General features: G+C 67.2%; 11 protein-coding genes and 3 pseudogenes. 5 read left to right on the forward strand and 9 right to left on the reverse strand.

Translation table 11 applies throughout. The annotated features are described in order from the left end of the window. From ELR45_RS42890 to ELR45_RS23880, 7 genes and pseudogenes are all read right to left on the reverse strand, one after another. Positions 1-64, reverse strand: a pseudogene (locus tag ELR45_RS42890) (dihydrofolate reductase family protein); the annotation flags it as partial. Between the two features lie 115 nt (positions 65-179). Beyond that, positions 180-788, reverse strand: coding sequence for a dihydrofolate reductase family protein (locus ELR45_RS23860; RefSeq protein ID WP_129668571.1), 609 nt, complete (start codon positions 786-788; stop codon positions 180-182). A 152-nt stretch (positions 789-940) separates the two neighbouring features. Then, positions 941-1,720 (reverse strand): LLM class flavin-dependent oxidoreductase, encoded by a 780-nt coding sequence (locus ELR45_RS23865; RefSeq protein WP_165368055.1) that lies wholly within the window; start codon positions 1,718-1,720, stop codon positions 941-943. Positions 1,721-1,770: 50 nt separating this feature from the next. Next, positions 1,771-1,914 (reverse strand): annotated as a pseudogene (locus tag ELR45_RS42345) (DUF6886 family protein); the annotation flags it as partial. Positions 1,915-1,960: 46 nt separating this feature from the next. Further along, entirely contained in the window at positions 1,961-2,767 is an 807-nt protein-coding gene (locus ELR45_RS23870; RefSeq protein ID WP_129668573.1) for an alpha/beta fold hydrolase, read from the reverse strand. Between the two features lie 604 nt (positions 2,768-3,371). Next, positions 3,372-6,167 (reverse strand): glycoside hydrolase family 2 protein, encoded by a 2,796-nt coding sequence (locus ELR45_RS23875; RefSeq protein ID WP_129668574.1) that lies wholly within the window; start codon positions 6,165-6,167, stop codon positions 3,372-3,374. Between the two features lie 48 nt (positions 6,168-6,215). Continuing rightward, complete coding sequence (locus ELR45_RS23880; protein ID WP_165368056.1) at positions 6,216-7,559, reverse strand: ABC transporter substrate-binding protein; 1,344 nt, start codon at positions 7,557-7,559, stop codon at positions 6,216-6,218. Positions 7,560-7,741: 182 nt separating this feature from the next. Between ELR45_RS23880 and ELR45_RS23885 the strand changes: the two genes are divergently transcribed. The 4 genes from ELR45_RS23885 (at position 7,742) to ELR45_RS23895 (ending at position 11,263) form a co-directional block, all read left to right on the forward strand. Then, complete coding sequence (locus tag ELR45_RS23885; protein ID WP_129668576.1) at positions 7,742-8,779, forward strand: LacI family DNA-binding transcriptional regulator; 1,038 nt, start codon at positions 7,742-7,744, stop codon at positions 8,777-8,779. Positions 8,780-8,790: 11 nt separating this feature from the next. Then, a complete protein-coding gene (locus tag ELR45_RS42155; RefSeq protein ID WP_276320725.1) occupies positions 8,791-8,925 on the forward strand; it encodes a hypothetical protein in 135 nt (44 codons plus the stop codon). A 77-nt stretch (positions 8,926-9,002) separates the two neighbouring features. Then, positions 9,003-9,737 carry a hypothetical protein gene (locus ELR45_RS23890; protein WP_205857153.1) on the forward strand — a complete coding sequence of 245 codons (735 nt, stop codon included), beginning with the start codon at positions 9,003-9,005 and terminating at the stop codon, positions 9,735-9,737. Continuing rightward, the gene (locus tag ELR45_RS23895) at positions 9,737-11,263 is read left to right on the forward strand and encodes a DNA polymerase Y family protein (protein ID WP_129668577.1); all 1,527 of its coding nucleotides are present in this window, start codon (positions 9,737-9,739) and stop codon (positions 11,261-11,263) included. Before ELR45_RS23890 ends, ELR45_RS23895 begins: the two co-directional genes overlap by 1 nt. A gap of 40 nt (positions 11,264-11,303) precedes the next feature. On the opposite strand, the gene ELR45_RS23900 is transcribed toward ELR45_RS23895, so the two are convergent. After that, positions 11,304-12,641: an outer membrane protein assembly factor BamB family protein gene (locus tag ELR45_RS23900; RefSeq protein WP_129668578.1), complete on the reverse strand. Its 1,338-nt coding sequence runs from the start codon at positions 12,639-12,641 to the stop codon at positions 11,304-11,306. A 168-nt stretch (positions 12,642-12,809) separates the two neighbouring features. On the opposite strand from ELR45_RS23900, the gene ELR45_RS23905 reads away from it, so the two are divergent. After that, positions 12,810-13,415: a GNAT family protein gene (locus tag ELR45_RS23905; RefSeq protein WP_129668579.1), complete on the forward strand. Its 606-nt coding sequence runs from the start codon at positions 12,810-12,812 to the stop codon at positions 13,413-13,415. Here ELR45_RS23905 and ELR45_RS38910 read toward each other — a convergent pair. After that, positions 13,399-13,731, reverse strand: a pseudogene (locus ELR45_RS38910) (MFS transporter); the annotation flags it as partial. The gene ELR45_RS23905 and the pseudogene ELR45_RS38910 overlap by 17 nt on opposite strands.

Consider the following 13,731-nt stretch of genomic DNA (forward strand, 5'->3'; position numbering starts at 1 on the left):
CGCCGCCGGCGGCGCCGAAGCCGTCGAGGCTGGAAAAGACGTCGAAGGTGTAGGTCGCGGTCATGAGGTTCTCCTCGAATACGGTTGAGCGGGTGTGTCGATACAGATTGGAAACCTCGGCGAACCTCATCGCCGGTTGGACTCCTGGAGTCCGGCGCACCGAACGCGGATCACGTGCTTCAGTCGGTTGCATACTGCGGGCGCCCGGCCAGCCGGTAGACCTGGGCCGTTATGCCGTTCGGGAGGGCTCGCGATTCGACGAGGTCAAGCGCTGCATCCGAACCGGCGTCGGGGAACAGTCGCGTGCCCTGGCCGACGACCACGGGATAGGTGAGCAGGATGATCTCGTCGACCAGGTGGTTGTCGAACAGCCAGCGGACCAGGCGGCCGCTGCCGTGCACCTGCAGCTCTCCCTCCGGCTTGGCCTTCAGCTCACCGACGGCGGCCGCGACGTCTGCGGAGAGGACGGTCGTGTCCGTCCATTGCGGGTCAGTGAGCGTGGTCGATGCCACGTACTTGGGCTGCGTGTTCAACGCCGTCCAGATGGGGCTGTTGCCCGGATCGGCCCACGTTCCCCAGGAACCAGCGAAGATCTCGTAGGTCCGCCGCCCGAACAGGAACGCGTCGGCGCGCTGGTAGATCTGGCCGAGGAACGTCTCGGCCTCGTCATGGAACAGCGGCAAAGCCCATCCGCCCCGCTCGAATCCGCCCCTGCGGTCCTCGTCCGCCCCGCCGAGTCCCTGCATCACTCCGTCGACGGAGACGTTCGTGACAGTCGTCAGTTTCATGATCGCGGTTCCCTTTTCCTTCCGGGGCGCCCCTCGTGGGCGACCTCTCACCCGTGCTACGAACACCGCTGCCCCGATCCGACACCGCGCCCCGGATTTCTTTCGAAGACTTTTGTACGCCGGTTGAAGCTCCGCAACGACGACGCCATGTGCTACGCGCCTGGAGGTCCCGCCTCTACCCGCGTACGGATCTCCGCCAGTGTCTCCGACTCGCTCCCGGGTCCATCGATCGCCCAGGTAGCACCGGCCACTTTCAGCTCGGCAGGTCCTGCGGTATCCGTCAGCACACCGAGCACGTCATAGTCGGCGGGAGGATTGAGCTCCGCGACCATCGTCGCCAGTTCCTCCGGCGTGGGAGCGCGCGGGCCGGCCGACGGAAAGACTCCGTCCATACGGCGCGCACGCGCCATCGGACGTTCCCGTCCCAGCGTCGCGGCCACCCAGATCGGTGGACGAGGCCGCTGGAGCGCGGGCGGATCCAGCTCCGCGTGAACGCTGTAGAACTCGCCGTCATGATCCACGCGTCTGCCACGGAGGAAGGCATCGAGCAGCGGCAGCGCCTCATCCAGCCGTGCCCCCTGCTCATGAATATCGACTGTCTCGCCGAACGCGCCGTACTCAGACGCGGCCGGAACGCCCAGCCCCACTCCCAGCACCGCCCGGCCTCCGCTGAGATGGTCCAACGTGACCACCTCCTTGGCCAGCTTCCACGGCCGACGTCGCGGCACGGGTGTCACGAGCGTGCCTAACCGCACCCGCGCTGTCCGCGCCGCGACCGCGCCGAGCACAACCCACGGGTCAAGCATCTGCGGCAGCGCATTGATGTGGTCCCACAGGAAGAACCCGTCCCAGCCTGACTCCTCGGCCGCCACCGCCATCTCGACCAACGCGCCCGGATCACCGACATTCGGCACACTGATTCCGTATCGCATGTCCCACATCTACCGTCGGGCACCGACAGACTCGGCCGGGCGTTGCGCAACCGGATCCCGCTGAATCCCAGACTGCTGTCGACCACTCGCCGCCACCAGGGCCACACGTTCCGCACCGCCCGAAGCTCGATCCCCGCCTCGTCGTGCAACGCGATCAGGTCGCCGACCAGTACCTCACCTGGCCGTGGCCGCATCGATCCATCGTGCCATCGATGCTCGACCCGTGGCGCGGAAGCGAACTCAGTGGCCGAATCGCCCCTGCGAGTGACTACGGCAGAACTCCCGCACAGTTCGGTTGAACTGCTCGGGCTGCTCAAGGTTGCTGATGTGACCGGAGCCGGGAATGACGACAAGCTGAGTGTCCGGTATCGCGCGCTCGAATTGGCGCGCGACGCTGAGTGGCGAACGCACGTCGAGCTCACCCCAGATGAGCAGGGTCGGTACGGCGATTTGGGGCAACAGGTCACGTTGATCGGCCTCGGCCATCACCATCAGCTGCGCACGCAGGCTCGCGGGCCGGACGGCGATGGCGATCTCGGCGAGCAGCGGGACGAACTCGGCAGGCGGGTCGCCGGCGAACAACCCGGAAAAGGCCGGATCAAACTCGTCTGCGGGCGCTGCGAGCATCTGCCGCGCGCCGGCGAGCCGGGCGCGTACTTCATCCTCGGGCAGCGACCCTTTCCAGCCGGCATAGGTATCGATGAAGATCAGAGTCGCGACCAGTTCGGGATGGTGGCGATAAAGCTCTTGTGCGACGGTGCCTCCCCAGGAGAGGCCAGCTACGTGCGCCGGTCCGAGCGCGAGCGCCTCGATCAACGCAGCGAGGCAGCCAGCGTAGTCGGCTAGACCGAAATCCGCGGGCACATCCGAGGAACGGCCCGCTCCTGGCTCGTCCCAGGCGACGACGGTGAATTCGTCGGCCAAAGCGGCCAGCTGCGGTCGCCACACACGGCTGTCCTCGGCGGCGCCGTGCACGAACACCAGCGGCGGACCTCCGCCGACACGCTCGTAGGCGATATCAAGCCCGTTGGTCTTGACGATTTCCATCGTCTCAACTCGCAAATCCGTGCGGCTGCCGTCTCGACTACTCCTGCGTAGCGTACGCCGAGCCCTGGCCCTCGGTCGATAAACCCATCCAGGCGCGCCCGTGCAGAGTCATCGCACGTCGGTCGACCGCGGTGGCGCCGGGTGCGAGCCGAACATACCGGCGAGCCACCGTGCACGGCCACGGTTCGCCGCTGGGCGCCCAGCCCCTGGTACGTCGTCGACGACGCTGACCGTGCCGCACGCCGCCGTCAGAACCCGGACGCGAGTGGCGTACCACCGCCGGTCGGAAGGGCCCGCAGCGATCCTTACCTCCAGACGAGGGCCCGGCGGAGAAGACACCCACGCTAACCGCAGTGGGTCGAGTCCTGGTCACTACGGCGTTGGGGACGCTGGTATTGAGTCCTGGCCGAAGCCGTTGATACGGAGACATGCTCACCGGAGGTGCCACGTGACCCCGATGCCCGGAAACTCACCGAAGACGACACCGGCAACTCGCGAGGCGGCGAACTCACCCTGTCACTGGGCAAGATCAGACCGGGTAACCGGTCGCGGAAGATCGTCATGGGAGATCTTGGTACGGTGACATCCTCTCGCAGCGGCGCGACTACAGCTGTACGGAGCGGACATGTCCGCCGTCGTCATAGCCCTCGTCGGTGCTGAAGTCGTCGGGTTGGCGTGCGCGCTCACCGACCGCGGCGGCGAGTTCCTCCGGCGACACACGCGTCTGAAGCCTTCCTGCCGATGTGGCGAGGTACTTGAGCAACGAACTCCGCAGGTACCGGCCCGCGCTGTCGCCCGCGTCCAGCTTCAGCCCGCAGACGACCAGGCGTCCGGCCCCCACCCCCACCTCGAACAGCGCCGACTTGCGCAGCGCCAGCTTGTAGGTGCCGACGACGTCGACCACCGACTCGACCTCGAATCCCAGGTCGTCCAGCACGACACTGCGCCCGCCTTCGAAGAGCGGGTAGAACTGCCAGTCGCAGAAGCCCTCGTGCGGGAAGTCCGCGATCATGGCGTGGTCGTGCACCACGGTCGCACTGTTGCCATGGACGCGGCCGCCGGGGATGATCTGGAATGTCGTCCGCTGCGAGGGAAGCGCGCCGTCGCCCTCGACCAGTACGTCACCCCCGGCCGCGAGGTGAGCGATCGTCTCCGCGTCAAGTCGCGAGACGATCCTGACCTGGCCGTCGTCGGGCGTCTCCTCTCCTGGTGCGGGGAAGGCCCAGAACTCCCACGTGTTCCTCAGTTCGTACTCCCCGCCGCTCAGCGACGCGACAAACCGGAGCCGGCCCGGTGCGCGAAGGTGCGGGACCTCAGCCTGGACCTTAGCCACCGGCGTCACGGCACCGGTGGCCAGGTGTCCCACCTGCTGCGACCCACGGGACAGCACCACATCGTCGTCGGCCACCAGTGCCCACGACAGCACACCGTCCTCATCGAGATCGTTGCGGCCGAACAGCGACGCGAGCAGGCCGATCTCCAGCGTCTGGCCACAGGTCAGGTTCCGCTGCTGGTCCACCGTCGACAGCAGCACACTCTCACCGTTGAACGCGCGCACAGACTCCACCGAGAGACCCGGTTTGAGCTCGTAGAACTCGTTCATGAGGCCGACGGCGTAGCCGGTGCGGTGCCAGTGGAAGTCGATTGCGCCCAGCAGGTCGTAGCCAGAGGCGTAGCCCGAGCGGCGGGCGTTCTCGATGGCGAACTTGATGATCTGCTGCATCCACCGGCACGAGTTCCGGTAGTAGATCGGCGCCATCTCGACGATGCCGCGCTTGGTCAGGAACTCACGCGCGGCCCGGTACAGGTCCGGGCCGATCCGCGTGCCCAGGTAGCGGTTCTCCAAGTCGAGGTTGAGATACGTGTCGCTGATCCCCAGCTCATGAAGCACAATCGGGCGCTCGAAGTAGGACAGGCACGTCTCGACGGACGTCTCGTCGTTGGCCGCCGAGTAATAGCTGAAGATCCCCCTCCCGTTGGGCGCCAGCACATCGGCGTACTCGGACATCCGCTGCAGTCGTCGCATCTTGTCCGGGTCCATGCCCGGCTCGGCGTCCACGCCGCTGTTGCCACCGCCGTGCTCGATCTCGACCAGGCCCTCCATCGGGTCGAAGAGGGTGTCCGGCGCGAGCTCGCGCTGGTGCTGCGCCATCCGACCCAGCCGATCGATCACGGCGTCGTCGAGCGGTACCTCGTTGCCGCAGCAGTACATGATCACGGACGGATGCCGTCGGCAGGTGCGCAGGATGTCGAGCCATTCGCGTTCGCTGAATCCGTTGGGGGCCTCGACCTGCAGCAGCATGCCCTCCTCGTCGGCGGCCTGCAGATACTCTTCCGGCGGCGTCCACGTGTGAAAGCGGAGCCAGTTGAAGCCGAGCCCGCGCAAGGTGCGCAGCCTGCTGCGGTAGTAGTCGACGTCCGTCGGCGCCGTGCAGGTCTCGGGAAAGTAGGCGTGTTCGGTCGAGCCACGCAGGAACACCGGGGCTCCGTTGAGCAGGACATTCCGCCCAGATGTCGCCATCCGGCGCATCCCAAAGGGTTGCTCGCACTCGTCGACGACCGCGTCGGCGTCGCGCAGCCGGACACGAAGGTCATAGAGCACTGGTTCGCGATCTGACCACGGCCGCATACCGCAGGTGTCCGTGGTCCAGATGGTCCGTCCGTGTGTCGCTGCCGGCTGGCGACCCGAAGCGCGGACGTTGCCGGTCTCGCGGTCGACGACCTCCCACTCCAGGACGGCGGCTCCGGCGGCGTGGCCACGCAGCTCGACGGACCAGGACAGCCGATCCAGCTCGGCCGAAGGGTGCACGTAGACGTCGCCGATACGAGCCGCATCGCTCAGCCGCAGCCGCACGGAACGGTAGATCCCGCCTGTTCTGCCCGCGAAGCCCCGGATATTGCAGCCGATGCTGTCTTGGCGCACGTTCGACACGGCGAGAAGTAGCTCGTTTTCTCCGGGTAGCAGGTGCTCACCGAGCTCGACCTCGAACGGTGTCAGATGGCCCTCGTGGCGATCGACGAACGCGCCGTTCACCCAGACCGCGGCATCCATGACCACCCCGCCGACGAACAACGTCGCCGTGCTGCCAGACCACTCGCCCGGCACCACTACGCGGGTGCGATACCAGCCTGTCCCGAGCAGATACGGCAACGACGTGTCCACGGGCTTGCCGGCACCTATCGGAAAGGAAATCTCGCGGTACTCCGGGTTGAACTGGCAGTCGGCGGACCAGAACGTGGCGTACTGCAGCTGCTCCCGGCTGTCATCCCAGTAGCCCGGCACGGGAAGGGCGACATCGTAGGCATCCGCTTCGGGCGGCTTCGCTCCATCAAGCCCTTCCGGAGTGAACGTGAAGTCCCACTCACCGTCCAGAGCGAACTCGCGCGATCTGATGTTCATTCATTCCTTCCCTGCTGGTATTGGTCCGCGGCTTCCGCTCCCCGTCCGTCAGGCGAGCGCCGTCTCGAGCTCGGCGATGAGGCCGTCGGCGGCCTCGGCTGGTGACGTCCTCTCGAAAAGCACTTCCTGGGTGAAGCGTGGGAACGCCTCGGTGATGGCTGAGGCACCGGCCGGCGGAGCAGGCATCCCGGACGTCGCCAGCTCATTCGCTATCTCCAGGTAATCCGCGGCCTTCGTGTCACCGTCGTTTAAGTCCGGGCGAACCGCCTCGAAGACCTCGCCATTAGTCGGGATGCCCCGATCGGTTCCCAGAACCTCGCCTGCCTCGGCGTTGTTGACCAGGAAGTCGATCAACTCGGCTGCTGCCTCGGCGTTGTCGGACGTTGCCGAGATCGAGTAGTGCATGGATGGCTTGACCAGGATGCCACGATGCGCGGACGTCGACTCGCCGGGAAGTTGCAGGAGCCGGAGCTCGACGTCCCCAGCTTCCTGGGTCTGACTGATCTGGCTCGCCCAGCCAATGGAGAACGCGACATCGCCTGTCACGATCGCGGTCTGCTCGGTCGTCTTGCCTTGCTCCTCCACTGACTCCTGGGCACCCAGCGCAGCACCACTCTCCTGCAGCCGAAGCACGTATTCCCACCACTGCACGAGTGTGTCCTTGGTGAAGCCGACACCGTCAGTGGTGTAGAGATCCTCACCTTGCTGACGGACAAAGATCTGGAAGGGCTGATGGGTCAATGCCAGCTGACCTGATCCTCTGATCTCCCCATCGGTCGCCTGGGAGATCTCCGCACACAGGGAGGCGTACTCATCCCAACTCCACGATCCGTCGTCAGGTAGCTCCTGGCCAGCGGCCTCGAATGCTGCTGGGTTCACCCATACCGCGAGTGCGGTCATGCCAATGGGAACGGCGTAAACCTTCCCATCGATCGTGCTGGATTCGAGCAGGTCGGCGCCGAACGGCGACAGATCGAGGGTATCGCCGAACTGCCCCAGATCGGCCAGTGCGCCCCGCTGGGCGTATTCGGTGATATGGGGATCGACCTGCTGCATGACGTCGGGGGCACTGCCAGCCGCCACCGTGGTCGCCAGCTTGTCCCAGTAGCCGTCCCAGGAACCAGGCTCCGCTTCGACCGTGACACCGGAGTTGCTCTCGTGGAACAGGTCGATTGCCTCCTGAGTGATGCGCTGCCGGACGTCGTTGCCCCACCAGGTGAAACGAACCGTCGAACCGGACGTCGAGCCTCCACCTCCGTCTCCACCTCCGTCTTCACCGCAGGCAGCGAGCGCGGCGACCCCGGCGGCAGACAGACCGAGGCGTAGCGCGGCGCGACGGCTGATGGCCGTGGAACGGACCCGATGCCCGAAGCTTTGCGACTGAGTGACCATCGAACCTCCTCGTCGAGGTGGCTGGGGCCGCATTGCGACCATCCAACCAAAGAGAACAGCTCCGAAATCTACGGCAAGATGTTTCTGTAGATTTCTGTTCCCGGAACCGTAAACCGGTTTCTGAGCCACCGTCAAGGCTATTCATCGCGGAAACTTCATGAAACGTGCCGTATCATGGCGCGATGGATCGCACCGCGAATCGGACCACCGCGCGCGATGTCGCCGCGCGGGCAGGTGTTTCCCCTGCGACAGTGTCGAAGGCGCTGTCGGGCAAAGGACCAGTCCACCCCGAAACACGCGAGCGGATCATCAACGCCGCCCGCGAGCTGAACCTCAGATCTTCCCACCTCGAGCCGCCGCGGGGCGTCAAACCGCTCACGGTCGGGCTGCTCGCCAGGGAATCCTTCAACCGCCGACGTACAGCAATGGTAGTCCTCAGCGCCACCGCCGCCCTTGCCGAACGCGACATCGCGCTGCTGGCCCGAGAGGGGAACGGTGACGCGATCCGCGAGCAGAACACCGCCGAGGCCCTCCTTCACAACGTCGACGGCATCCTCGTCGTCGGTGCCGACGGTGGCAGCTACACGCGTCCGCCGCTTCACGGCGATATCACAGTCCCCGTGGTCTATGTGATGGCGTCATCAACCGACCCCGCCGACATCTGCGTCGTCCCCGACGACCGCGGCGGTGCCGAGCTAGCCATACGTCACCTCCTCTCCACCGGCCGGCGAGACATCGCCTGCATCCTCGGGCCAAGCCGTCAAGAGGCGGCGAAAGTCAAGTCTTCTGTGACCCAGGACATCCTCCGCGAGCACGGACTCACCCTCGCCGCCGATCCATTGTTCGGAACGTGGGACGAGCCCTGGGGCCGGCAAGCGACGCTCCAGTTGATGCATACCGGCGCACGCGTCGACGGCCTCATCTGTGGCAACGATCGACTAGCACGAGGCGCCGCGAGCGCGCTCCAAGCGCTGGGTCGATCCGTCCCCGAGGATGTCGGCATCATCGGATTCGACAACTGGGATGTCATGGTCGACGGCAACCATCCGCGGCTCTCCTCGATCGACCTCAACCTCTCCGAAGTCGGCCGGGCGGCGGCCACCATACTCGCCGAGCAGATCAGCAATCCGACAAATGTCGGCGGCACCACGGTCATCGAGTCTCATCTCGTCCCGCGAGAGTCCACCGACGTTCTATCCCCCGTCTCACCCCGTCCCTGACGAGATTACAGATGAGCAGACCCGACGCGACGCGCGGCTACATAGCGGCGTACGCCTACTCCAATACGCAGGTGCCGGCCCCACCGCTGCGCAGGGCGAGTTGCGTGTTCCCCCGTACCCATATCCCCATGATCATCAACGATTAGCCCGGCCATGGCGCGGCCCACGGTTGATGATCATGGGACAGGTTGACGGAGTCGAACATAGGTTCGACAATTGAGGCATGGTGGCGACGAAACGTCAACGAGCGGCGGCAGCATTGGCCCGCACGACCGGTGCCGAGGTTGACGTGATACCGGAGGACGCCGGCATACCGGTCCTGCCGGCGCTGCAGGGGTTGGTGCCTGAGCTGCGCCGAGGTCAGGCCGTAGAGGTGGACGACGCCGGGGTGCTCGCCCTGGCGTTGCTCGCCGGCCCTTCGCGGGCCGGCTCATGGTGCGGCGTCGTGCGGATGCCTGAGTGCGGAGTGGCGGCGGCCTCGGAACTGGGCTGCGACCTCGATCGGCTGCTGCTGGTCGACGAGCCGGGAGATCGGTGGGTCGATGTCACGGCCGCCCTGTTGGAGGCGGTCGACGTCGTGTTGCTCCGGCCACCTGCCCGCCCACCCACCGGCGTCGTCCGACGGCTGGTGGCGCTGGCTCGCAAGTCCGGCTCGGCGCTGGTGGTCGTCGGCGCCTGGGAAGGATCGTCGCTGCGAATGCAGGTGGAATCGTCGTCATGGTCTGGCATCGACCAGGGCCATGGCCGTCTGCGTGGCCGTCGCGCCAAGGTCGTGGCCAAGGGGCGGCTGACCGGTGGACGCACCCGATCGTCCTGGCTATGGCTACCGGGACCCGACGGTTCGATCAGCAGCGCCGAGCTCGCCTCGGTCTCGAGCATGCAGGAGCGGCTCGCCGCCAGAGCCGCGACGGCCGGCGCTGGCCCAGCCGAGGGAACCGACCCGGCAGAGGTGGCGTGATGGCACCGCCCCGAGCCCTGGTGCTCTGGTGCCCGGACTGGCCGCTGACGGCCGCCGGTGCCGACCCGGCCGTCCCGGCCATCGTGCTGACATCCGGCCAGGTCTCGGCCTGCACGGCAGCAGCCCGCGCAACCGGGGTGCGCCGCGGGCAACGGCTCCGTGACGCCCAGCGATACTGCCCCGACGTCATGGTTCTCGATGAGGACCCGGAGGGAGAGGCACGAGCGTTCGAACAGGTCGTGGCCGTCATCGAGGAGACCTGTCCCCGGGTCGAGGTGGTCCGCCCTGGGCTGGCGGCCATACCGGCGCGCGGACCGAGCCGGTACTACGGCGGTGAGCAGGTGGTGGGGAGCATGGTCCGCGATGCCGTGCTGAGCCAGGACTTCGTCTGCGCGGTCGGGGTGGCCGACGGCACGTTCGCGGCCAACCTCGCGGCTCGGGCCGCGTTCGACGACGACGGCCTCCGCCTCGTCCCGTCCTCGTCCACTGCGGAGTTCCTGGCACCTCATCCGGTGTCTGTGCTGGAGATGCCGGAGCTGACCGGCGTGCTGGTCCGGCTCGGCATCCGCACTCTCGGCGAGCTCGCGGCGCTTCCACCCCGCGACGTGCTGGCCCGGTTCGGGTCCGAGGGCGCCGTGGCCCATCGGCTCGCCACCGGCCAGGAGGCACGGCCACCGGCCGCCCGCACCGCAGACGAGGACCTCTCGGCACACCTCGAGTTCGGCCCTCCGGTCGAACAGTCCGAGCCCGTGGTCTTCGCCGCCAAGACCCTGGCCGATCAGATGCACGCCAAGCTGGCCGAGCGAGGGCTGGCCTGTGTGCGGGTCGAGGTGGAGGCCGGCACCGCTGACGGCGAGACCCGGTCCCGGCTATGGCGGCACGACGGCTTGCTGTCGAGTCTCGCAGTAGCCGAACGGGTCCGCTGGCAACTCGATGCCTGGCGCACGGCCGGACAGCTCACTGGAAACCTGACTCACCTGCGGCTGGCTCCGGACCAGGTGGTCATCGATACCGGCCGTCAGATGTCACTGTGGGGGCAGAGCGAGAACGATGAGCAGGTGGCTCGCGCCGCCACCCGTATTCAGGTCATGCTCGGGCACACTGCTGTGACCCGCCCCCGGCTGGCCGGCGGGCGCGGCCCGGTCGAGCGGGTGGTCCGGGTGCCGTGGGGCGACTCGGTGGTGCCCGCACTTCCCGCGGACCGCCCATGGCCAGGGCGGGTTCCGCAGCCGTCGCCGTCCGTCGTTCCTCCCAGTCCACGGCCGGCTCGGGTTCTCGACGCCGTCGGAGCACACGTGGCCGTCAGCGGTCGCTCCGTGGTGTCCGCGCCTCCCGCTCGGCTGATCGTCGGCAAGGAAGAGCATGCCGTCACCGGCTGGGCGGGGCCGTGGCCGGTACGCGAATACTGGTGGGAACGGAGCCGGCGCCGGCGCTGCGCCCGCTTCCAGGTCTCCACCGATGACGGCCGAGCCTGGCTGCTCGCCGTCGAGGACGGCCAGTGGTCGGTCGAGGCGGTCTATGCCTAGGTGGCTCGTCGCCTCCCGGCATGCATACCAGGCACCCTGCTCATTCGAGAAGTGCGATCTGGTCCTCGCTGAGGATGACAGCCTGTCCCTGGTCGAGCACGGCGACATCGATTGACGGCCACCGCCCGATGAATCGGCCACCACGCGGCTCCCCGGTTTCGACATCGACCACGTGATACCAGAGCGAGGTCTCGGTGCCGTCGGTGACGAACCGATCGAACCGTGACAGGGCGCTCGTGACCACGGCGGTGTCGCCCGCGGACCATGCACCGAAGGCATCGGGGTCGTCCAGCTCCCACGCCGCGGCGCCGGTGCTGACGTCGTACATGGTCCCGTCGCTGCCGTAGAAATGAGACGACCAGGACCGGGATGCGTCGGCCGGCCCAGGTGTGGTGCCATCGACCTCATCCCGCGGGCCCTCCCACTCGAGCTCGGTGAGCGTGGCGGCATTCAGATCGACGTAAAACACGTGCACGAGGTCGTCGACCCGGTCGAATTCCCGCGCCTCGGCCGGCACCGCCAGATATGCCCGCTCTTCGGACACCGACCAGACGAGATCACACTCCGCCGATGGCACCTCACCCTGCCAGTCCAGCTGTACTTCCTGGTCCATCCGGAAGACGGTCACCTCCGCACACGCCTGCCGCTTCCTGGCGAACACGAACTCACCGGTCGCTACCGGCACCCCTTCGGTCGTGATCTCCCGGACCACGTCCCCGTCACGGGTGTCCACCAAGCTCCAGATGCTCTCCCCGTCGTCGCGAAAGTCCCCGTTGAACACGACTGGGTAGACTCTGGCCTGGCGCAACGCGCCCGGCGGCGTCCGGGGAGGCTCGCCCTGGTCGGTGAAGCCGGCGCGGCCGACGTCGGGCAGCTCCCAGCGGATGTCGCCGTCGTCGAGACCGTACGCGACCAGTCGCTTCGGGTCACTGACCTCTCTCCCGTCGACGGCCGCCACGACGTGCCCCTCTTCCACGTCCACCGCCACCAACGTCGTAGCGCCCACATCGTCGGCTCCGGACAACACTTCCCACCGAACCGAGCCGTCATCGTCGATGACGTGCAAGCCGTGGTGGTCGCTGTGAACCACCCCAGACGGGACCAGCGCGGCGATGGGCTCGAGCTGCTGGCTGTAGACGTCGAACAGTTCCTCGCCGTCCTCACGACTTCGCACCGCCAACGAGTTCTGGTCGTCGCTGATCAGCAGACGGTCGTCGTCGTAGTCCAGCAGGCTCCGGCCGGAGAGGCCGCCCGACGTGACCGCATGGTCGACCACCCACACGGCATCGCCTCCCCTGCGGGCCGACCAGGCTGGATACGCCATGATCAACGCCGCCGCCAGGGCGACCACCATGATTCCGATGGTCACAACGGTCATGACCGCACGACGACTGAGACTCCGCTCCTGGTCAGACACCCGGAAAGGTTAACAGCCGCCCAGGCCGGTCAGAGGCGCGTTCGATCACATCATCGCTGCTGTGAAGGTCCGAGCAGCTCGATCGGGTTCCGGCCAAATCCTCGTTCGGAGCACAGTAGAGTCGATGGCGTGGGAGAGATCGTGGTCCGCCCGGCTGAGCGTTCGGACCTCCCTTCGCTCGCTGACGCCCTGGCCGCAGCGTTCGGCCAGGACCCGTTCATGCGCTTCCTCGTGCCCGGCGACGGCTACCACCGCAGGCTTACCGCGTTGTTCGCCTTCGAGTCCGTGCTGATCATCAGGGGGACCTGGGTGGCGGTGGACGACGGCGAGATCAGCGGCGCCGCGCTATGGAGTCAACCGGGCCAGCATTCGCCGGGGTTCTTCCCGTCCGTACGGCACAGTCCGAAGCTCTTCCGCGCCTTCGGCAGGGCGCTACCGTCGGCACTGCGGCATTTCCGGATCATCGAGGGCGCCCATCCCAAGACCCCGCCGCACTGGTATCTGCAGACGATCGGAGCCGCTCGCCCGGGCCGCGGCGTCGGCGGGCGACTGCTGCGAGACGGTCTGGCCCGCGTCGATGCCGCCCGGATGCCGGCGTACCTAGAATCCTCGGCACCCGACAACGTCCCGATCTACGAGCACTACGGGTTCCGCGTCACCGGCGAGATCCGGCTGCCCGGAGGGCCGGTGCTGATTCCGATGTGGCGCGATCCGCAGGTCACACAGTCGCGCTAGCGCGTCCCCGGGACCAGCCCACGACAACGAGAACCAGCGGCAGCGCGACGAGCAACGCTGCTATGGCGCTCAGACCCCCGTAGCCGACCAGACCCAAGATGACGCCCGACAGCCCGCCGGTCGTCGCTGCCGCCAGGTTCATCAACAGATCCGCGAACCCTTGTACACCCGGTCGTTCGGCGGCGGGCACCGATTCGGCGATCAACGTCGAGCCGGCGACCAGCCCGGCCGACCACCCCAGACCGAGCAGTATCAGCCCGACCACCAGCTGCCCCGTCGAGCCCCCGGCGGTGCCGGCGACGGCGGCCGCGGCGAT

The sequence above is a fragment of the Phytoactinopolyspora endophytica genome, assembly GCF_004138495.1.
GTDB lineage: Bacteria > Actinomycetota > Actinomycetes > Jiangellales > Jiangellaceae > Phytoactinopolyspora > Phytoactinopolyspora endophytica.